The organism is Halorubrum sp. Eb13, assembly GCF_002252895.1.
Classification (GTDB): Archaea; Halobacteriota; Halobacteria; order Halobacteriales; family Haloferacaceae; genus Halorubrum.
On the sequence record NZ_NHPE01000140.1, the window covers coordinates 34,027 to 51,329 of the forward strand.

Genomic DNA, 17,303 nt, shown 5'->3' on the forward strand with positions numbered 1-17,303 from the left:
AAACCCTTACCTGTCAGGTTGGTCCATTTAATTGTCCCGCGACGTAAGGAGGTACGTCGCATGATCGAAACAGCAGCGGCCGACCTACTCGCGCAGGGAATCGTCCCGCTCGAAATGACTCAAACCGACGTGTTCCAAGCGATTCAGAGCGATCAGCTCCTGAGCGCGTCGCTCTGGATAAACATCGCCCTCGCGGGCCTGTCCATCCTCCTGTTCGTGTACATGGGCCGGAACGTGGAGGACCCCCGCGCTCAGCTGATTTTCGTCGCCACGCTGATGGTACCGCTGGTGTCGATATCGAGCTACACCGGACTCGTCTCCGGACTCACGGTCAGCTTCCTCGAGATGCCGGCCGGACACGCGCTGGCCGGTCAGGAGGTGCTCACTCCGTGGGGCCGGTATCTCACGTGGGCGCTGTCGACGCCGATGATCCTCATCGCGCTCGGCCTGCTCGCCGGCTCGAACATGACGAAGCTGTTCACGGCCGTCGTGGCCGACATCGGGATGTGCGTCACCGGTCTCGCGGCCGCGCTGACCACGTCCTCATACATGCTACGCTGGGTCTGGTACGTCATCAGCTGCGCCTTCTTCGCCGTCGTCCTCTACATCCTGCTCGCCGAGTGGGCACGGGACGCAGAGGTCGCCGGCACCGCCGAGATCTTCAACACGCTGAAGGTGCTCACCGTGGTCCTGTGGCTCGGCTACCCGATCTTCTGGGCGCTCGGCGCCGAGGGGCTCGCGGTGCTCGACGTCGCGATCACCTCGTGGGCGTACAGCGGGATGGACATCATCGCGAAGTACCTCTTCGCGTTCCTCCTCCTGCGGTGGGTCGTCGACAACGAGAGCGCGGTCGCCAAGGTGGCCTCGGGCCTCGGCTCCGCCTCCGGCGGCGCCTCGCCCGCCGACGACTGAGGCCGGCCGACCGCCCCGCGGTTCCACTCTTCCTTTTTGCCATCGCTCCGTCCAGCCGGTCGGCCGCCGGTCCGGCCGAGAGCAAAGCGCTAAACCCGCGGCGGCGGTGGAACGGGACATGAAGCAGGCCATCGTCGCCCGCACGGACATCGGCATGGGCGAGGGGAAGCTCGCCGCGCAGGTCGCGCACGCGTCGCTGTCGGCGTACCAGGACGCGGGGCGCCGCGCCCGCAAGAAGTGGCAGGGCGACGGACAGAAGAAGGTCGTGCTGAAGGGCGACTCCGAGAGCCAGCTGTTCGCGCTGGCCGACAAGGCGGAGACGGAGGGGATCCCGTACGCCATCGTCCGAGACGCGGGCCACACCCAACTGGAGCCGGGGACCGTCACCGCGCTCGCCGTCGGGCCCGCCCGCGACGACACCGTCGACCGCGTGACCGGCGACCTCTCGCTGTACTAGATGGCCTCCGAACGCGACCTCCGCGAGGCGCACCCGACCGAGCGCGCGGTCGGCATGGACTACTACGTCAGTGACGCCGACGGGATCGGCGGCCGGCTCCGGGAGTCTCCCGAGGACTTCCGCGTCCGCGAACTGGAGGCGTTCGAGCCGGAGCCGCTCGGCGCAGACCGCGGGAGCTACCCCGAACTTGTCGTCCGCGTCACGCTGCGCGACTGGGACACGAACGACTTCGCGCGCCGGATCTCCGACGCGCTCGGGATCAGCCGCGAGCGCGTCTCGTGGGCCGGCACGAAGGACAAGCGCGCGGTCACGACGCAGCTGTTCACGCTCCGCGAGGTCGACCCCGACGACCTCCCCGCGATCCGCGGCGCCGAGATCGAGGCGCTCGGTCGGGCCGGCCGGCGGCTCTCCTTCGGCGATCTGGCCGGCAACGCCTTCGAGATCCGGGTCGCCGACGCGGTGGGGGAGGCGCCCGGCCGCGTCGCCGACGCGGTGCGCGACCTCCGTGGGTTCGCGGGCGACGAGAGCGACTCGGTCGACGCCGCGAGCGCCGACGCCGACCTCGCGAGCGGCGCGACCGTCGGCGTCCCGAACTACTTCGGCCAACAGCGGTTCGGAAGCCGGCGGCCCGTCACCCACGTCGTGGGGCTCGCGATCGCCCGGAACGACCCGCGCGAGGCGGTCCGGCTGTACGCGGGTAACCCCGCCGAGACGGAGCCTGACGACACGCGGGCCGCGCGCGACCGCGTCGACGCGGCGTTCGGCGTGAACCCCGAGGTCGCCGGGGAGGGTATCGCGGGCGGGGCGGCCGCCGCCGACGTCGCCGACGCCGAGCGCTCCGCCGCCGACGGTACCGGCGACGGCGACTGGGGCGCCTGCCTCGACGCGATCCCGGGCAAGCTCCGGTTCGAGCGCTCGATGGTCCACCGGCTCGCCGACCGCGGCGTCGCCCCCGACGCGCCGCCAGACGACGAGGACTGGTGGCACGCGCTGGAGGCGGTGCCGTCGAACCTCCAGCGCCTGTTCGTCAACGCGGCCCAGTCGTTCCTCTTCAACCGGATCGCGAGCGAGCGGCTCCGGCGCGGCCTCCCGTTCGATCGCCCCGTCGCCGGCGACGTGGTCTGCTTCGCCGACGGCGACGCCCCCGACGAGCTGTACGCCCCCGATACAGACCGACTCCAGCGGGTCGACGCCGACCGCGTGTCGGTCGTCTCCCGGCACTGCGAGCGCGGCCGGGCGTTCGTGACGGCTCCGCTCGTCGGGACCGAGACCGAACTCGGCGACGGCGAGCCCGGCGAGATCGAGCGCGAGGTCCTCGCCGACGCCGGGATCGAGCCCGGCGACTTCGCGCTCCCCGGCGAGTTCGACTCCGCGGGCACGCGCCGGGCGCTCCTCCTGCGCACCGACCTCGACGTGGCGTTCTCGGACGGAGACCCCCGGTTCGCGTTCGCGCTCCCGAGCGGATCGTACGCGACCGTGCTGCTCCGGGAGTTCACGAAGAGCGGGCCGCTCGACCTCTGAGCGGGGTGCGGACCCTCGACCGATCCTCGTTCGTGCATTACCGAGGCGTCGAGAGCGTCGAAAACACCACGATACTGCGGCCCGTTCCGAGCCGTTTTTGTGCGGGAGCCGTCAATCGGGGCCATGACCCGGATCGTCGTCATCGACCTCCACGGCCAGTTCACGCACCTCGAGCGGCGGGCGCTCCGCGACATCGGCGTCGACACCGAGATCGTCTCGGCCGAGGAGCCGGCCGACGAGGTGGAGGCGGACGGGGTCGTCCTCTCCGGCGGCCCCGACATGGACCGCGTCGGCAACGCGCCGGACTACCTCGATCTGGACGTCCCCGTCTTCGGTATCTGCCTCGGGATGCAGCTGATCGCGGCCGAGCTCGACGGCGAGGTCGGCGGCGGCGACTACGGCGGCTACGCCGACGTCGACGTGGAGATCGTCGACGACGAGGACCCGCTCGTCGGGTCGCTCGCGCCCGACACCCGCGTGTGGGCCTCGCACGCCGACGAAGTGAAGTCGCTCCCGGAGGGGTTCGCCCGGACCGCCACCTCCGACGTCTGCGGCATCGAGGCGATGTCGAACCCGGAGGCCGACCTATACGGCGTCCAGTGGCACCCGGAGGTCGCCCACACCGAGCGCGGCGACGAGGTGTTCGAGAACTTCGTTTCGATCTGCGAGTCGGCGTAGACGCTCCCCCCGTTTTCGGCCCCGCTCACTCTTCCACCCGCGCGGTCAGTACCGGCGCCTCGCTGTGTCGCACGACCCGCTCGGCGACCGACCCGGCCGCGATGAACCGGCCGACCCCGGTCCGACCGTGCGTCCCCATCACGATCAGGTCGGCCCCGTAGTCGTCCGCGGCGTCGAGGATCGCCTCGTGCGGCCGGCCGCGCCGGAGGTGCCTCTCGACCGGAACGCCGCGCTCCGCGCCGGCCGCGGCGACGGCGTCGAGCGCGCGCTCGCCGCGCTCCTCCTCGCGCTCGACGACCACGTCCCAGCGGTCGGCGCCGGCGATCGTCTCGTCGACCACGAACAGCGCGTGGATCCGCGCGCCGGCCAACTCGGCGATGCTGCCCGCGTGTTCGACGGCGTCATCGCTCCCGGGACTCCCGTCGGTCGCACAGAGGATCTCGTCGTACATCGCGGCCGAGTCTTCCCCCGCGGCTCAGAGTCGGTACCGGTGGACGTGTTCGGTCCCGCAGCTCGGGCACTCACGTCGGTACTCGACGGTCCCGCCGGTGGTGACCGCCTCCCACTCGCCCTCGTCGTCGACGAACCCGCACTCCTCGCAGGCGAGGGCGCTTCCGTCGAGCCGAGCACGGAGCCGATCGAACGCCGACGTGCCGCCGTAGCTCGATGACATGCGGTAACAGTTCACAATACTTCGATTAATAGCTGTCGGTGAGGGTCCCGTGGGGACCGCGCCGCTCCCGTGCGTCGCTCTCGGACCCGTGACGCGCGTCGAGGCCGCGACGGTCGGACCCGTCGTCGGGATAGTCGGACCCGTCGTCAGCGTAGTCGGACCCGTCGCCAGGCTCGTCGGACTCGTCGAAAAGCGGGAGGAAACGACCGCTTACTCCGCGAACAGCTCATCGACCGCCTCGCCGGCGGTCTCGGCCGCCTCGCGGGCGACCGCGTCGGGGTCGGGGTCCTCCGGGGCGTTCAGGTAGACGTCGACGTCGAGCACGCCCTCCTCGAACGTCACCGTGACGTCGAGGTCGGTCACCGCCGACTGGTCGTAGTGGGCGAAAATGACGCCCTCCGCGGCCTCGGCCGCGGTGCGGACCACTTCGTCGTCCGACGGCTCGTCGCTCATCGAACGCTTACGCGCCGCCCGCGCCCGGACCGCCCGGGCCCATCGGACCGCCGCCGCCGGCGCCGCCCTGAAGCATCTGCTGGAGCTCGCCCTGCAGGTCGTCGAACTGCTCCTCGACGCGCTCCTCCTGTTTCTGGAGCTGCTCGACGCGGACCTCGAGCGAGTCGACCTTGTTCTCGAGGTCGTCGTAGGCGGACTCGTAGTCCGTCTCGACGAGGACCTCGCCGATCTCGCGGTACATTCCGGCGTCCTCGTCGACGTCTTCGAGGGCGTCGAGCGCCGTCTTCGACTCGTTGAGCGCGGTCTGCGCCTGCTCCCTCTGCTCGGCGACCTGCTGTGCGGTCTCCTGCAGTTCCTGAAGCTCCTCGATCTTCTCCTGTGCCTCGGGCGGCATGTTCCCTTGCATAGGCGAAGCGAGGCGGTCCGGACGGAAAAACCCACGTCTTCGTCCCCATCGGCCGTACCGCCGGAGAGGGACCGTGAGCGGGCGGACAGCGGGGGATCTCCGAATCGGGTCGGCGGTTACCCGCGACCGGACGCGGCCTCGACCCGCTCCGCGACCTCGACGAGTCGGGACCAGCTGTTGATCCCGGCGCGGAGGGCGACGAGGTCGTCCGCGGCGACCCGGACCCGAACCGCGTCGCCGTCGCGGGAGACGGTCGCGGCCGAGCGCGCGTCGTCGATCTCGCCGACCTCGGGGGCGAGCGCGTCGGCGACGAGCCGTGCGCGCCGCTCGGAGGGGTAGGCGAACGAGAGGACCGCCTCGTGTGCGCGGGACGCCGTCACGGTCGGATCGGCCCGGACGGTTACTCGACGTTCACTTCCTTCACGTCGCCGCCGCGCTCCTTCAGGAGGACGCGGTGGCCGCAGTACGGGCAGCGCACGCCGCCGTACTCGTCGAGGGTGACGTCGCGCTTACAGCGGGAGCACTTGTAGCTCATTACCTATTCCTCGTCGGCGAGCGCGGCGCGGATGGAGCGGCGGACGGTGCGGCCGCCGGGCGTCTCGGGGCGGTACGCGCCGCCCGTGAACGTCTCGCCGGTCTCCTCGTTCACCCAGATGCCGGTGCCCTTGCGCGTGACGTCGTCGCCGTCGACGGTCGCGTTGCGCATCTCCTCTTCGATGTCCTGGACCCGCTTGCGGGAGACCCGGCCGTAGCGAGCGCCGAATCGGCCCGCACTACCGGTGCTTCGTGCCTTGTCCTCAGCCATAGTGAGTCCGTCTACCGCCAGCGCGGGTAAAAAGGCTACGAGTCGGGGGCGCCGCGGGGGACGGGCCGACCGAGCCAGAGACGCGGAGATATCGACGCTTCGACCCCGCTGCGGGCGCTCGATTCGCGAGTCTGACATCGGTGGTCAACTGAGACACTGAAGCGGCGGCGCGCCGCCGAGCGGTCGCCATCGGCGACCGCGAGGGGCCCGCGAGGGACGCGGTGAGCGCTCGGAGAGCGCGAACCGCGAGGCTGGGGAGGCGTGAGGCGTATCACGGTGCGGTCGGACGGGACTCAGAGGGGCTTTGGAGGCGTTCGGTTTCGATCCGTTGTCGACCACGTCTAGCCGAGTGGCCGGGGCTTCGGAGGCGTTCGCTGCCGTTCCAGCGGTTACTGTTTATAAGCAATCGACCGTATCGCCGGGTCCGTACTCCGCGCATCGACCGCAACGCCTTTCACAACTAAGTAATATCACTAAGTTGTATGCAAGGATTCGACGGCTTCAGCGACGTGAGCGAGACCGACGTGACGAAGGCGATCGGCAACGAGTGGACCGACGGCTTCCTCGAGTTCACCGACTCCGAGGTGATCGTCCTCGGCGGCGGTCCGTCCGGATTGATGGCGGCCAAGGAGCTGGCCGAGCGCGGCGTGAAGGTCATGATCGTCGAGAAGAACAACTACCTCGGCGGCGGCTTCTGGCTCGGCGGGTTCCTGATGAACACCGTCACCGTCCGGGACCCCGCCCAAGAGGTCCTCGACGACCTCGACGTCGACTACGAGCCGGTCGAGGACGTCGACGGCCTCTACACGGCGGCCGGCCCCGAGGCCTGTTCCGGGCTGATCAAGGCCGCCTGCGACGCCGGCGCGCGCGTCCAGAACATGACGGAGTTCACCGACCTCGTCGTCCGCGAGGACCACCGCGTCGGCGGGATCGTGATGAACTGGACGCCCGTCCACGCGCTCCCGCGCGAGATAACCTGCGTCGACCCCATCGCGGTCGAGTCCGACCTCGTGATCGACGCGACCGGCCACGACGCGGTCGCGATCAGCAAGCTCGACGAGCGCGGCGTCCTCTCGGCGCCCGGCATCGAGCACGCGAAGGAGCACAACACCGGGATGGACCAGACCGGCGACGGCGAGTACGGCGCCCCCGGCCACGACTCGCCCGGCCACGACTCCATGTGGGTCGGCGAGAGCGAGGACCGAGTCGTCGAGCACACCGGCGTCGTCCACGACGGACTGATCGCGACCGGGATGGCGGTCGCGACCGCTCACGGCCTCCCCCGGATGGGCCCGACGTTCGGCGCGATGCTCGTCTCCGGGAAGCGCGCCGCGCAGTCCGCGCTCGACGAACTCGGCGTCGACGGCCCCGACGTCCGTCTCTCCGCGGGCGACGCGCCCGCGCCGGCCGACGACTGAGGCGCGGTCCGAGACGCGAACACCTCCCCCCGCCAACGCTCAGCGCCCCGCTGACGACGCTCCTCCCCCGACGGATTTATTATCGGTATCCGCAGAGCGACACCCATGTACTGGCGGGGCCACGTCGGCATCGCGCTGCTCGCGTACGCGCCGGTCGCGGGGGCGGTCCGGGTCGCCGGCGAGCCCGGACTGGCGGTCCTCGGCGCGGCGGTCGCCGCCGCGTGCTCGACGCTCCCCGACCTCGACCACCGACTGCCGGTCGCCCACCGCGGCCCGACGCACACGGTCGCGTTCGCCGTCGCCGCGGGGGCGTTCGCGGCGCTCGCGGCCGGGGTCGCTCTCCCTGCGGGCGCGCCGACCGGGGTCGCCCTCCCGTCGTGGACCCCGGCCTTCGTCGGCGGCGTCGCGACCCTCTCGCTCTGTTCGCACGTCGCCGGCGACGCGATCACGCCGATGGGGATCCGGCCGTTTCGCCCCCTCTCGGCGTGGCACGTCACGCTCGACCTGACGCCGGCGGCGAACCCGCGAGCGAACCGGCTGTTCCTCGGGGTCGGCGCCGCCGCCCTCGCGCTGTCGGTCGGACTCACTCCCTGACCGAACGCGTGACCGCGTCCGACGCCCGGCGAACGTCACGAACGTTCACTCGCTCCCGACTCAACCGTGTGCCTTTTTGCGGGCGTGCGCCGAACCCGGCGGTATGCGCAACGCAAAGATCGTCTGTACGATCGGTCCCGCGTCGGACGACCGGGACGCGATCCGCGCCCTCGCCGACGCGGGGATGTCCGTCGTCCGGCTGAACGCCAGCCACGGGACGACGGCCCACCGCGAGAAGGTCATCGAGCGGGCCCGCGCGGTCGACGACGCGATCGATGACCCGCTCGCGGTGATGGTCGACCTGAAGGGTCCGGAGGTCCGCACCGCGGAGCTCGACGAGCCGATCCGGCTCGCGACGGGCTCCGAGGTGACGTTCGCGGAGGGCGACGGCGCCACTCCCGAGCGCGTGGGGCTCACGCACTCCATCGCGGCCGCCGGCCCGGGCGACACGGTCCTCCTCGACGACGGCCGGATCGAGTGCCGCGTCGAGCGGGTCGACGGCGACGCCGTCGTCGCCACCGTCGTCTCCGGCGGGGAGCTCAGTTCGCGGAAGGGCGTCAACCTCCCCGGCGTCGCCATCGACGTCGACCTGATCACGCCCGAGGACGAAGACGAGCTCGACCTGGCCGTCCGGACGAACGCCGACTTCGTCGCGGCCTCCTTCGTGCGGAACGCCGCCGACGTCTACGAGATCGCCGACGAGCTCGAGGAGCGCGGCGGCGACGACATCCCGGTCGTCGCGAAGATCGAGCGGGCCGGCGCGGTCGAGAACCTCGACGGCATCGTCGACGCCGCGGACGGCGTGATGGTCGCGCGCGGTGACCTCGGCGTGGAGTGCCCGCTGGAGGACGTGCCTGTCATACAAAAGCGGATCATCCGGAAGTGCGTCAACGCGGGCGTCCCCGTCATCACCGCGACGGAGATGCTCGACTCGATGGTCCACTCGCGCCGGCCGACCCGCGCGGAGGCCTCGGACGTCGCCAACGCGGTCCTCGACGGCACCGACGCGGTGATGCTCTCGGGCGAGACCGCCATCGGCGACGACCCCGTCAACGTCGTGGAGACGATGGACCGCATCGTCCGCGAGGTCGAGTCCAGCGACGAGTACGCCGAGACGCGCGAGCAGCGCGTCCCGGCCGCCGCGGAGGGCTCGCGAACCGAGGCGCTGGCGCGCTCGGCCCGCTACCTCGCCCGCGACATCGGCGCGTCCACCGTTGTCGCGGTGTCGGAGTCCGGCTTCACGGCCCGTAAGACCGCGATGTTCCGGCCGGGCGTCCCCGTGGTCGCGACGACCCCGAACGACCGGGTCCGGCGACAGCTCGCGCTCTCGTGGGGGGTCAGACCCGTCCTGACCGGGTACGCCAGCGACATGGAGGCGATCCTCGACAACGCGGTCGACGCCGCGCTCGACACCGGCGGCGCCTCGTCCGGGGACACGCTCGTGGTGCTCTCCGGGATGCTGACCGAGTTCGAGGGGACGAACACGACGAACACGCTGAAGGTCCACGTCGCGGCCGAGACGCTGGTGACCGGGAAGGCGGCGGTCGCGGGCCGCGTCGCCGCGCCCGTCCACCGGACCGACGACGGCGACCTGAGCGAGGTTCCCGCGGGCTCCATCGTCGCGCTCGGCCCCGGCTTCGAGGGCGAGTTCTCGGGTGACCTCGACGCGCTCGTCGGGATCATCGACGCCCGCGAGGGGATGACCGGCTACCCCGCCGTCGTCGCCCGCGAGCTCGGCGTCCCGATGGTCGCCGGCGCGACGCTCCCCGAGAGCGTCGCCGACGGGAGCGTGGTCACGCTCGACGGCGAGCGCGGCGTCATCTACGACGGCGACGTGATCGCGGCGGCGCGCAATCGATAGCCGGCCTCCCTCGCCGACCCGTACCCGCCAGCCATTTATCACCGACGCGCCTATCACCGGGCATGTCCAGCGATGAGGACGCCGACGGCGACACGCGGAGCCGGGCGAACGAGGCCCGGGACACCGACGGCGCCGGCGAGCGCCAGTGGCGGTTCGCCGTCGACGACGTCGGCCCGGACGGCGTCACGGAGGACACCGGCACTCCCGAAGAGGAGCCGATCGAACCCGGACCCATCGACGTCGAGAACGCCGTGTTCGTCGCGCTCGGGGTCGCGATCACGGTCGGCGTGCTGGTGTTCGGGTTCTGAGACACCTCGTCGACGGCGCGCGTCTTCCCCGGTTCTCAGCCGACGGCGCGCGTTCCCGCGTTTTCGCCGCTGACGGCCCGGCCCTCGTACTACCACTTATACCGCCGCGGCCGTACGTCCGGACATGGATCTGATCACGGGCGCCGGATCGCTCCTCCAGTCCGGACTGATCGGGCCGGACACGCTTCCCCTCCTGCTGTTGACGGCCGGCCTGCTGCTCTCTATGGCGGAGGCGCTCGCGCCGGGCGCGAACTTCATCGTCGTCGGTATCGCGCTGATCGGCGCGGGGCTCGGCGGGCTCCTGCTGACGTCGCTCGGTATCGCGGGCGCGGGCCTCACGCTCGTCATGGCGCTGCTGACGCTCCTCTTCGGCGCGGCCGCCTTCTACGGCTACCACGAGTTCGACCTGTACGGCGGGAAGGGCCAGCAACAGACCAGCGACAGCGACTCGCTGAAAGGGAAGACCGGCACCGTCACCGAGGTCGTGACGACCTCCGGCGGCGAGGTGAAGCTCTCCGGCGGCGGCTTCAACCCTTACTACTCCGCGCGCTCGATCGAGGGCACGATCGAGGAGGGCGAGGAGGTGATGGTCGTCGATCCCGGCGGCGGCAACGTCGTCACCGTCGAGTCGATGGGATACGTCGAGGACGACATCGACAAAGAGCTCGCGGCGGACCGCGCCCGGAAGGAGGCCGCCGAGGCCGCGGGCGGGGACGACTTGGAAGCGGAGACCGACGGGGAACGCGAGGCCGACGCCGAGACCGAGACCGAACGCGAGTGATCCCCCCCGGGGCCGCTCGGGACTCGGGTGGACAAGACACTTGTCCGGCCTCGCGGATACCCCGGTTATACAGACTGGAAGGCGAATACACCCGCCTTTAGGCGGGTGATGAAGCCGACATGGTGGGAAGCAATCCACTGGCCGAACGTCTGTACCGAGTTTCATATACCGAGGTTTAACTGACAGGCCGCTCTATACGTAGTTAGGAATCGGTCGGAACGGAGCGGATTCCGAACCGTCCTTCAGAGGCGGCCTGTCCGCCCGCGTAACGAGGCAGTATTTGAAAGGGCAGTCGGTGAACGCTACATCCTCGAAGGGTGTGTCTGTGTTGACTGCTCGAAGCGAGTCAGACGATATCCCCAACTCCGGTGATGCCTGCCAGCGTCCCCGTGGCAAAAACAACACTGGGACGCCGTACACGGCCGAGGATAGGGGTAACGGCCAGTTGGCATGGCCAGCAGTCCACCAGTCCGACACTGTGGGACTACCCGTGCCCGAAAGGACTGGGAGTCCGGTAATTAGACTGCGAACCTGAAACTCCCACCGCTCGGGATTCCTCCGCGTTTACGCGGAGGAGGATGTCAAGCCCTCCCCGATCGCCCCCCTCTCCCGAGCCGTCGGTTCGCTTTTCGACCGCTCCCGCCGCCACTTCGAGGCGGTCCGCCCGCGGTCCGGCGCGGTCGCGGTCGGACTCGTCCTGCTCGTCACCGTCTCGACGGTCGGCGGGATCGCCGCGCTCGGCGCGGCGTTCGACGCGACGATCGACCGGGAGGTCACCGTCGACAACCCAGACCGACCGCCGGAGGCGACCTGTGAGGCGTTCGGCGACGACGACTCGCTCGTCGGCGAGCGGTGCGACCGCCCGAAACGGGTCGACGTCGACGTCGGGGAGGAACTCCGGAGCGCGACCGGCGACTACGTCGCGTACGGCCTGTTCGGTGTGCCGATCTGGTGGGGGATCTTCGCGCTCGTCCTCCACGGCGGCGCGCGCCTCGCCGGCGGGAGCGGCTCCGTGGGCGACTCGTTCGTGATCGCGGCGTGGGCGATCCTCCCGGAAATCGTCCGACTCGGAGCCGGTGTCGCGGCGGTCTGGTACGCGCTCTCGACGGCGGCGGTCGACGGCGCCACGATCGAGGCGATAGCGAACGAGATCGTCGCCGCGATCGGGGCGATGCAGGCGCCCCTGCTCGCCGCTTCGGCGGTCGTGATCGCGGTCCAGTGGGTGATCGTCGTCGGGGGGTTGGAAGCGGCCCACGACCTCGACCGCGGGACTGCGGGTGCGGTCGCCGGTGCGTTCGCCGTGCTCGCGTTCCTTCTCGCGGCGGTGTGAGGGCCTGCCTCACCCTCGCGGCGCCGCACCTTCGCGGCGCCGCACGCGTCCCGCGATCCCCGCGCACCGTGACCTCCGTGACCCCCCCGCACCGCGAGCCGCCGCATTCGGGAGTTTTTAAGCCGAGCGGGCTCCGTCTCCCGACATGATCCTGTCGGACGCGGACATCCTCGACCGGCTCGCGGCGGGGGACCTCGTGGTCGAGCCGCTCGGCGACGTCGACCAGCAGGTCCAGCCCGCGAGCGTCGACCTACGGCTCGGCGAGCGATTCCTGGAGTTCCAGCGCACCAACATCCCCTGCATCCACCCGACCGAGGCCGACGAGGTCGGCGAGTACGTCACTGAGACCACCGTCGACGAGGGCGACGAGTTCATCCTCCACCCCGGGGACTTCGTGCTCGGCACGACGACCGAGCGCGTCGAGATCCCGGACGACCTCGTCGCGCACGTCGAGGGGCGCTCGTCGCTCGGGCGGCTCGCGATCGTCGTCCACGCCACCGCCGGCCTGTGCGACCCCGGTTATAAGGGGCAGATCACGCTCGAACTCTCGAACCTCGGCACCGCGCCCGTCGCGCTCTCGCCGGGGATGCGCGTCTCCCAGCTCACGTTCACCGAGCTGAAGTCGCCCGCCGACCGCCCGTACGGCGCGGAGCGCGGGTCGAAGTACCAGGACCAGGACGGCCCGCAGGCCTCCCGGATCGGCGACGACCCGGAGTTCGAGGGCGACGGGAGCGCAGCGGGGACCTCGACGAGCGCCGCCGAGGGCGACGACGGGGCGAGGGGGGACCGCTCATGAAGTTCATCGAGGAGGTCGTCGTCGACGAGTTCCTCCCGACGGTCCGCTCGATGCTGGCGGAGGACCTCCGCGACCGCGGCTTCACGCAGCGGGAGGTCGCCGACGCCTTGGGGATCTCCCAGTCCGCGGTCTCGAAGTACGCCCACGGCGAAGTGGCCCGCAACAACCGGATCGTCGCCGACGATCGGGTCCGCGATCTGGTCGATCGAATCGGCGAGGGGCTCGCCGACGGCGACCTGAGCCCCGTCGGCGCGCTCGTCGAAATCGAGGTGCTGATCCGGCGTCTGGAGGAGGGCGACCTCCTCGCGGACCTCCACGAGGAGGCGATGCCGGCGCTCGCCGACGCCGAGGTGGAGTTCTCGGTCCACGACCCGGACAGCGGGCTCCGCGAGCGCGAGCGGGTCCTCGGGTCGGTGCGGCGCGGGCTCCGCACCCTGACGAACGCCTCCGGCTTCGCCGCGCTCATTCCGAACGTCGGCGCCAACGTCGCCGAGTGCCTCGACGACGCCCGGACGATCGACGACGTCGCCGCGGTCCCCGGCCGCCTCGTCGACGTGAAGGGGCAGGCGATGGTCCCCGGCGAACCCGAGTTCGGCGTCAGCGAGCACGTCGCGACGGTCCTGCTCGCCGCCCGCGAGGCGGGGTCGACCGCCCGCGGCGCCGTGAACGTCCGGTACGACCCCGACACCGTCGCGGCGCTCGCCGCGTCGCACCCGACCGTCGAGTTCGACGCCGAACGCGAGACGAGCGCGGCGGTCGCCGACGCGGTCGCCGCGGCCGACCTCCCGGCTGGCGACGACGCGGCGACGCTCGTCCTCTACCAGACCGGCGCGGTCGGCGTCGAGCCGATCGTGTACGTGATCGCCCCGACCGCGTCGGAGGCGGCCGCGGTCGTCCGCGGGATCGTGTAGTGGCGGGGCGGACCGACGCGGCCCGCTCTCACCGTGATCCGTGGCTGACATTCATTACCGCGCCCGTCCAACGTCAGGTATGACCGATCCCGACGCGGTTCGGATGGCGGACGACGAGCGCGACGAGTTCCTCGGGCGGTCGGGAACGGGAGTCCTCTCCCTGTCGACGGCCGCCGGCGATCCCCCGCACTCGGTCCCGGTGTCGTACGGATACGACCCCGTCGAGGAGGTGTTTTACTTCCGGCTCGCCGTCGGGGAAGAGAGCGGAAAGGCGAATCCGACCGACCGCGGAACCACGTTCGTCACCTACGGCGAGCGCGACGATCGGTGGAAGAGCGTGGTGGCGAGCGGTCGGCTGGTGTCGACCACCGACGAGTCGATCTCCACGGAGTCGCTCGCCGGGCTCGGACGGACGGACCAGATACCGATCGTCGACGTCTTCGGCGAGCCGGCGAGCCGGGTGGAGTTCGAGTTCTACCGGCTCGACCCGGACCGGCTCACCGCTCGCGCCGAACGGTCGATGGAACCCTGAGGGGCGTCCCCTCGGAACCGTCGCCGTGCCCGCGTGCGGAAGCCGTCTGAGCGATCGGCCGCGGCTTCCCCCCCGACCGAGCGACCCGCCTCGATTCCACCCGAAAATCAGCGGGCTTTAGGCCCGTATCCACGACAACTCAATACACCCACCACATGAGCCACGACGACTTCCCCACCGACGACCCGGCGGTGGTGACCTGTGGACTGCCGTACGCCAACGGCGACCTCCACATCGGCCACCTGCGCACCTACGTCGGCGGCGACGTGTACAGCCGCGCGCTCGAACGACTCGGCCAGGAGACCGCGTTCGTCTCCGGCTCGGACATGCACGGGACGCCCGTCGCGGTCAACGCCGAACAGGAGGGCGTCTCTCCCGAGGCGTTCGCGCTCGACTGGCACGACCGGTACGCCGCGACGTTCCCGAAGTTCAACGTCGAGTTCGACAACTACGGCCACACTCACGACGAGACGAACACCGCGGTCACCCAGGAGCTCGTCCGCGACCTGGAGGACGCCGGTCACGTCTACGAGAAGGAGATCATGGTCGCGTACGACCCCGTCGACGACCAGTACCTCCCCGACCGCTACGTCGAGGGGACCTGCCCGTACTGCGGCGCGCACGCCCGCGGCGACGAGTGCGACGAAGGGTGCCAGCGCCACCTCGAACCGGGCGAGGTCGAGGACCCCGTCTCCACCATCACCGGCAACCCCGCCGAGTACCGCGAGCGCACCCACAAGTTCTTCGAGGTCTCGGAGTTCTCCGACTACCTCTCCGGCTTCCTCGACCGACTCGAGGGGACGTCGAACGCCCGGAACCAGCCCCGCGAGTGGATCGAGCAGGGGCTCCAGGACTGGTGTATCACCCGCGACATGGACTGGGGGATCGATTACCCGGGCGGCGAGGCGACGGAGTCGCCTCGGGGAGGCGGTGAAACCGCCGACAACGACCTCGTCCTCTACGTCTGGGTGGACGCCCCCATCGAGTACATCTCCTCGACGAAGCAGTACTCGGAGCGCGTCGGCGCCGACGCCTTCGACTGGGAGGCGGCCTGGCTGGAGGGCGCGAGCGACGCCCACCCCGAGGGCGGCGAGATCGTTCACGTGATCGGCCGCGACATCATCCAGCACCACACGATATTCTGGCCCGCGATGCTGGAGGCGACGGGCCACGCCGAGCCGCGCGCGGTGATGGCGAGCGGCTTCGTCACCCTCGGCGGGAAGGGGTTCTCCACGAGCCGGGACCGCGCCGTCTGGGCCGACGAGTACCTCGACGAGGGGTTCCACCCCGACCCGCTGCGCTACTACCTCGCGACCAACGGCGGCTTCCAGCAGGACGTCGACTTCTCGTGGGAGAAGTTCCGCGACCGCGTCAACACCGAGCTGGTGGGGACGGTCGGCAACTTCCTCTACCGCTCCCTCCTCTTCGCCCACCGCAACTACGACGACGCGCCCATCGCGGACGCGACGAGCGACGAGGTGCGAGACCGGATCGAAGAGGCGATCGACGACGTCGAGGCCGCGGTCAACGACTACTCCGTGCGCGCGCTCGGCGACGCCGTCACCGACCTCGCGCGGTTCGGCAACGAGTACATTCAGCGGAGCGAGCCGTGGAACCTCGTCGACGAGGACCCGGACGAGGCCGCGCGGGTGATCCACGACTGCGTCGCGATCGCGAAGGCGATCGCCGTCCTCTTCGAGCCGATCGCCCCCGAGAAGTGCGAGCGCCTGTGGGACCAGCTCGGCGAGGACGGCTCCGTCCACGAGGTCACCGTCGACGCGGCCCGCGAGGGTCCCGCCGGCGACCTCGCGGAGCCGACCGAGCTGTTCGAGCAGATCGAAGACGAGCGCGTCGAGGCGCTCAACGAGAAGCTGGAGTCGTGGGTCGCCGAGGCGGAGGCGGCCGACGGCGACGAGGGCGACGGCGATGAGGACGGATCGGACGACGAAGCGGCGACCGACGAAGACGCGACCGACGACACCGACATGACCGACATCGAGCCCCTCAGCGACGACCGCATCGGCTTCGACGACTTCCAGGAACTGGACATCCGGATCGGCCGGATCGAGGACGCCGAGGGGATCGAGGGCGCCGACGACCTCCTGAAGCTGCGCGTCGACCTCGGCGCCGAGACCCGGACGATCGTCGCCGGACTGAAACAGCTCCACGACGTCGACGACCTGCCCGGGACGAAGGTCGTCGTGCTCGCCAACATGGAGAAGGCGGAGCTGTTCGGCGTCGAATCGAACGGGATGGTGCTCGCTGCCGGCGACGAGGCCGACCTCCTCACGACCTACGAGGACGCCGGGCCGGGCACGAAAGTCAAGTAAGAACCGGTCTCGCTTTTCTCCGTCCTCAGGCGTCGAGCACTTCGATCAGGTTCCCGTCGGGGTCGACGACGAACAGGATCGTGGTCCCGCTCTCGGTCGTTCGCGGCTCGCTGAGGGTTTCGACGTCGCCGTCGAGACCGCGGTAGAACCCCTCCACGTCGTCCACGGAGAGCCCGAGGTGGATCGCGCCCGGTCGGTTCAGTTCCGGATTGGGCGTCGGTTCGCCCGCCGGTTCGTACGCGACGAGTTCGACGACCGTCTCGTCGCCCGCCCCGCCGGCGACGAGGTGCGCGAAGTCGGCGGCCGCGTCGTCGACGGCGACGGCGTCCGCGAACGCCTCGCCGCCCACGGCGAACTCGGCGGCGACGTCCAGATCGAACGTCTCGGTGTAGAAGTCGACGGCGCGGTCGAGGTCGGCGACCGTGACGCCGACGTGGTGCGGAGTCGGATCGGACACGGCTCGAACGACGGCGACCGACGGAAAAACGGTGTCGACCGGCGGGCGCGCCGACCGCCTCGCGCGGTCCGACTGCGGGC

22 protein-coding genes are annotated in these 17,303 nt (G+C 70.6%); 14 read left to right on the forward strand and 8 right to left on the reverse strand.

Translation table 11 applies throughout. From position 1 onward, the window contains the following. The first annotated feature begins 114 nt into the window (after positions 1-114). The 4 genes from DJ75_RS15660 (at position 115) to DJ75_RS15675 (ending at position 3,568) form a co-directional block, all read left to right on the forward strand. Positions 115-912, forward strand: coding sequence for a bacteriorhodopsin (locus tag DJ75_RS15660; protein WP_094525411.1), 798 nt, complete (start codon positions 115-117; stop codon positions 910-912). A gap of 118 nt (positions 913-1,030) precedes the next feature. Then, on the forward strand, positions 1,031-1,369 hold the full coding sequence (gene pth2, locus DJ75_RS15665) for a peptidyl-tRNA hydrolase Pth2 (RefSeq protein WP_094525351.1): 339 nt from the start codon (positions 1,031-1,033) through the stop codon (positions 1,367-1,369). Further along, complete coding sequence (truD, locus tag DJ75_RS15670) at positions 1,370-2,890, forward strand: tRNA pseudouridine(13) synthase TruD (protein WP_094525352.1); 1,521 nt, start codon at positions 1,370-1,372, stop codon at positions 2,888-2,890. Between the two features lie 123 nt (positions 2,891-3,013). Continuing rightward, complete coding sequence (locus DJ75_RS15675) at positions 3,014-3,568, forward strand: GMP synthase subunit A (RefSeq protein WP_094525353.1); 555 nt, start codon at positions 3,014-3,016, stop codon at positions 3,566-3,568. A 25-nt stretch (positions 3,569-3,593) separates the two neighbouring features. On the opposite strand, the gene DJ75_RS15680 is transcribed toward DJ75_RS15675, so the two are convergent. The 7 genes from DJ75_RS15680 to DJ75_RS15710 all read right to left on the reverse strand — a co-directional run bounded on the left by DJ75_RS15680 (position 3,594) and on the right by DJ75_RS15710 (position 5,905). Then, positions 3,594-4,019 (reverse strand): universal stress protein, encoded by a 426-nt coding sequence (locus DJ75_RS15680; protein WP_094525354.1) that lies wholly within the window; start codon positions 4,017-4,019, stop codon positions 3,594-3,596. 24 nt (positions 4,020-4,043) lie between these two features. Beyond that, on the reverse strand, positions 4,044-4,241 hold the full coding sequence (locus tag DJ75_RS15685; RefSeq protein ID WP_094525355.1) for an HVO_0649 family zinc finger protein: 198 nt from the start codon (positions 4,239-4,241) through the stop codon (positions 4,044-4,046). A 210-nt stretch (positions 4,242-4,451) separates the two neighbouring features. Then, on the reverse strand, positions 4,452-4,694 hold the full coding sequence (locus DJ75_RS15690; RefSeq protein ID WP_094525356.1) for a DUF3194 domain-containing protein: 243 nt from the start codon (positions 4,692-4,694) through the stop codon (positions 4,452-4,454). 7 nt (positions 4,695-4,701) lie between these two features. Continuing rightward, positions 4,702-5,088 carry a prefoldin subunit beta gene (locus DJ75_RS15695; protein WP_094525412.1) on the reverse strand — a complete coding sequence of 129 codons (387 nt, stop codon included), beginning with the start codon at positions 5,086-5,088 and terminating at the stop codon, positions 4,702-4,704. Between the two features lie 128 nt (positions 5,089-5,216). Further along, on the reverse strand, positions 5,217-5,480 hold the full coding sequence (locus DJ75_RS15700) for a KEOPS complex subunit Pcc1 (protein ID WP_094525357.1): 264 nt from the start codon (positions 5,478-5,480) through the stop codon (positions 5,217-5,219). A 20-nt stretch (positions 5,481-5,500) separates the two neighbouring features. Next, positions 5,501-5,635: a DNA-directed RNA polymerase subunit P gene (locus tag DJ75_RS15705; protein ID WP_004049526.1), complete on the reverse strand. Its 135-nt coding sequence runs from the start codon at positions 5,633-5,635 to the stop codon at positions 5,501-5,503. Between the two features lie 3 nt (positions 5,636-5,638). Then, positions 5,639-5,905, reverse strand: a complete 267-nt coding sequence (locus DJ75_RS15710) for a 50S ribosomal protein L37ae (RefSeq protein WP_086220860.1) — start codon at positions 5,903-5,905, stop codon at positions 5,639-5,641. Between the two features lie 482 nt (positions 5,906-6,387). On the opposite strand from DJ75_RS15710, the gene DJ75_RS15715 reads away from it, so the two are divergent. The 10 genes from DJ75_RS15715 (at position 6,388) to metG (ending at position 16,766) form a co-directional block, all read left to right on the forward strand. Further along, the gene (locus DJ75_RS15715) at positions 6,388-7,323 is read left to right on the forward strand and encodes a thiazole biosynthesis protein (RefSeq protein WP_094525358.1); all 936 of its coding nucleotides are present in this window, start codon (positions 6,388-6,390) and stop codon (positions 7,321-7,323) included. A gap of 105 nt (positions 7,324-7,428) precedes the next feature. Beyond that, on the forward strand, positions 7,429-7,917 hold the full coding sequence (locus tag DJ75_RS15720) for a metal-dependent hydrolase (protein ID WP_094525359.1): 489 nt from the start codon (positions 7,429-7,431) through the stop codon (positions 7,915-7,917). 103 nt (positions 7,918-8,020) lie between these two features. Beyond that, the gene (gene pyk, locus DJ75_RS15725) at positions 8,021-9,778 is read left to right on the forward strand and encodes a pyruvate kinase (protein WP_094525360.1); all 1,758 of its coding nucleotides are present in this window, start codon (positions 8,021-8,023) and stop codon (positions 9,776-9,778) included. A 62-nt stretch (positions 9,779-9,840) separates the two neighbouring features. Next, positions 9,841-10,086, forward strand: coding sequence for a hypothetical protein (locus DJ75_RS15730; RefSeq protein WP_094525361.1), 246 nt, complete (start codon positions 9,841-9,843; stop codon positions 10,084-10,086). A 124-nt stretch (positions 10,087-10,210) separates the two neighbouring features. Beyond that, positions 10,211-10,867: a protease gene (locus tag DJ75_RS15735; protein ID WP_094525362.1), complete on the forward strand. Its 657-nt coding sequence runs from the start codon at positions 10,211-10,213 to the stop codon at positions 10,865-10,867. A gap of 595 nt (positions 10,868-11,462) precedes the next feature. After that, complete coding sequence (locus tag DJ75_RS15740) at positions 11,463-12,197, forward strand: YIP1 family protein (protein ID WP_094525363.1); 735 nt, start codon at positions 11,463-11,465, stop codon at positions 12,195-12,197. Positions 12,198-12,342: 145 nt separating this feature from the next. Continuing rightward, positions 12,343-12,993, forward strand: a complete 651-nt coding sequence (gene dcd, locus DJ75_RS15745; protein WP_094525364.1) for a dCTP deaminase — start codon at positions 12,343-12,345, stop codon at positions 12,991-12,993. Continuing rightward, positions 12,990-13,904, forward strand: a complete 915-nt coding sequence (locus DJ75_RS15750) for a thiamine-phosphate synthase family protein (RefSeq protein ID WP_094525365.1) — start codon at positions 12,990-12,992, stop codon at positions 13,902-13,904. Before dcd ends, DJ75_RS15750 begins: the two co-directional genes overlap by 4 nt. Positions 13,905-13,983: 79 nt before the next feature. Further along, positions 13,984-14,436, forward strand: coding sequence for a pyridoxamine 5'-phosphate oxidase family protein (locus tag DJ75_RS15755; RefSeq protein ID WP_094525366.1), 453 nt, complete (start codon positions 13,984-13,986; stop codon positions 14,434-14,436). A 155-nt stretch (positions 14,437-14,591) separates the two neighbouring features. Continuing rightward, positions 14,592-16,766, forward strand: a complete 2,175-nt coding sequence (metG, locus tag DJ75_RS15760; RefSeq protein WP_094525367.1) for a methionine--tRNA ligase — start codon at positions 14,592-14,594, stop codon at positions 16,764-16,766. A gap of 25 nt (positions 16,767-16,791) precedes the next feature. Here the strand turns inward: metG and DJ75_RS15765 are convergent, their stop codons facing one another. Further along, on the reverse strand, positions 16,792-17,223 hold the full coding sequence (locus DJ75_RS15765; protein ID WP_094525368.1) for a VOC family protein: 432 nt from the start codon (positions 17,221-17,223) through the stop codon (positions 16,792-16,794). Between the last annotated feature and the right edge of the window lie 80 nt (positions 17,224-17,303).

What these genes read in the sequence shown, in the direction of transcription:
- DJ75_RS15660 (WP_094525411.1), top strand. Translation starts at nt 115, where the DNA reads ATGACTCAAACCGACGTGTTCCAAGCGATTCAGAGCGATCAGCTCCTG.
- pth2 (WP_094525351.1), top strand. Translation starts at nt 1,031, where the DNA reads ATGAAGCAGGCCATCGTCGCCCGCACGGACATCGGCATGGGCGAGGGG.
- truD (WP_094525352.1), top strand. Translation starts at nt 1,370, where the DNA reads ATGGCCTCCGAACGCGACCTCCGCGAGGCGCACCCGACCGAGCGCGCG.
- DJ75_RS15675 (WP_094525353.1), top strand. Translation starts at nt 3,014, where the DNA reads ATGACCCGGATCGTCGTCATCGACCTCCACGGCCAGTTCACGCACCTC.
- DJ75_RS15680 (WP_094525354.1), bottom strand. Translation starts at nt 4,019, where the DNA reads ATGTACGACGAGATCCTCTGTGCGACCGACGGGAGTCCCGGGAGCGAT.
- DJ75_RS15685 (WP_094525355.1), bottom strand. Translation starts at nt 4,241, where the DNA reads ATGTCATCGAGCTACGGCGGCACGTCGGCGTTCGATCGGCTCCGTGCT.
- DJ75_RS15690 (WP_094525356.1), bottom strand. Translation starts at nt 4,694, where the DNA reads ATGAGCGACGAGCCGTCGGACGACGAAGTGGTCCGCACCGCGGCCGAG.
- DJ75_RS15695 (WP_094525412.1), bottom strand. Translation starts at nt 5,088, where the DNA reads ATGCCGCCCGAGGCACAGGAGAAGATCGAGGAGCTTCAGGAACTGCAG.
- DJ75_RS15705 (WP_004049526.1), bottom strand. Translation starts at nt 5,635, where the DNA reads ATGAGCTACAAGTGCTCCCGCTGTAAGCGCGACGTCACCCTCGACGAG.
- DJ75_RS15710 (WP_086220860.1), bottom strand. Translation starts at nt 5,905, where the DNA reads ATGGCTGAGGACAAGGCACGAAGCACCGGTAGTGCGGGCCGATTCGGC.
- DJ75_RS15715 (WP_094525358.1), top strand. Translation starts at nt 6,388, where the DNA reads ATGCAAGGATTCGACGGCTTCAGCGACGTGAGCGAGACCGACGTGACG.
- DJ75_RS15720 (WP_094525359.1), top strand. Translation starts at nt 7,429, where the DNA reads ATGTACTGGCGGGGCCACGTCGGCATCGCGCTGCTCGCGTACGCGCCG.
- pyk (WP_094525360.1), top strand. Translation starts at nt 8,021, where the DNA reads ATGCGCAACGCAAAGATCGTCTGTACGATCGGTCCCGCGTCGGACGAC.
- DJ75_RS15730 (WP_094525361.1), top strand. Translation starts at nt 9,841, where the DNA reads ATGTCCAGCGATGAGGACGCCGACGGCGACACGCGGAGCCGGGCGAAC.
- DJ75_RS15735 (WP_094525362.1), top strand. Translation starts at nt 10,211, where the DNA reads ATGGATCTGATCACGGGCGCCGGATCGCTCCTCCAGTCCGGACTGATC.
- dcd (WP_094525364.1), top strand. Translation starts at nt 12,343, where the DNA reads ATGATCCTGTCGGACGCGGACATCCTCGACCGGCTCGCGGCGGGGGAC.
- DJ75_RS15750 (WP_094525365.1), top strand. Translation starts at nt 12,990, where the DNA reads ATGAAGTTCATCGAGGAGGTCGTCGTCGACGAGTTCCTCCCGACGGTC.
- DJ75_RS15755 (WP_094525366.1), top strand. Translation starts at nt 13,984, where the DNA reads ATGACCGATCCCGACGCGGTTCGGATGGCGGACGACGAGCGCGACGAG.
- metG (WP_094525367.1), top strand. Translation starts at nt 14,592, where the DNA reads ATGAGCCACGACGACTTCCCCACCGACGACCCGGCGGTGGTGACCTGT.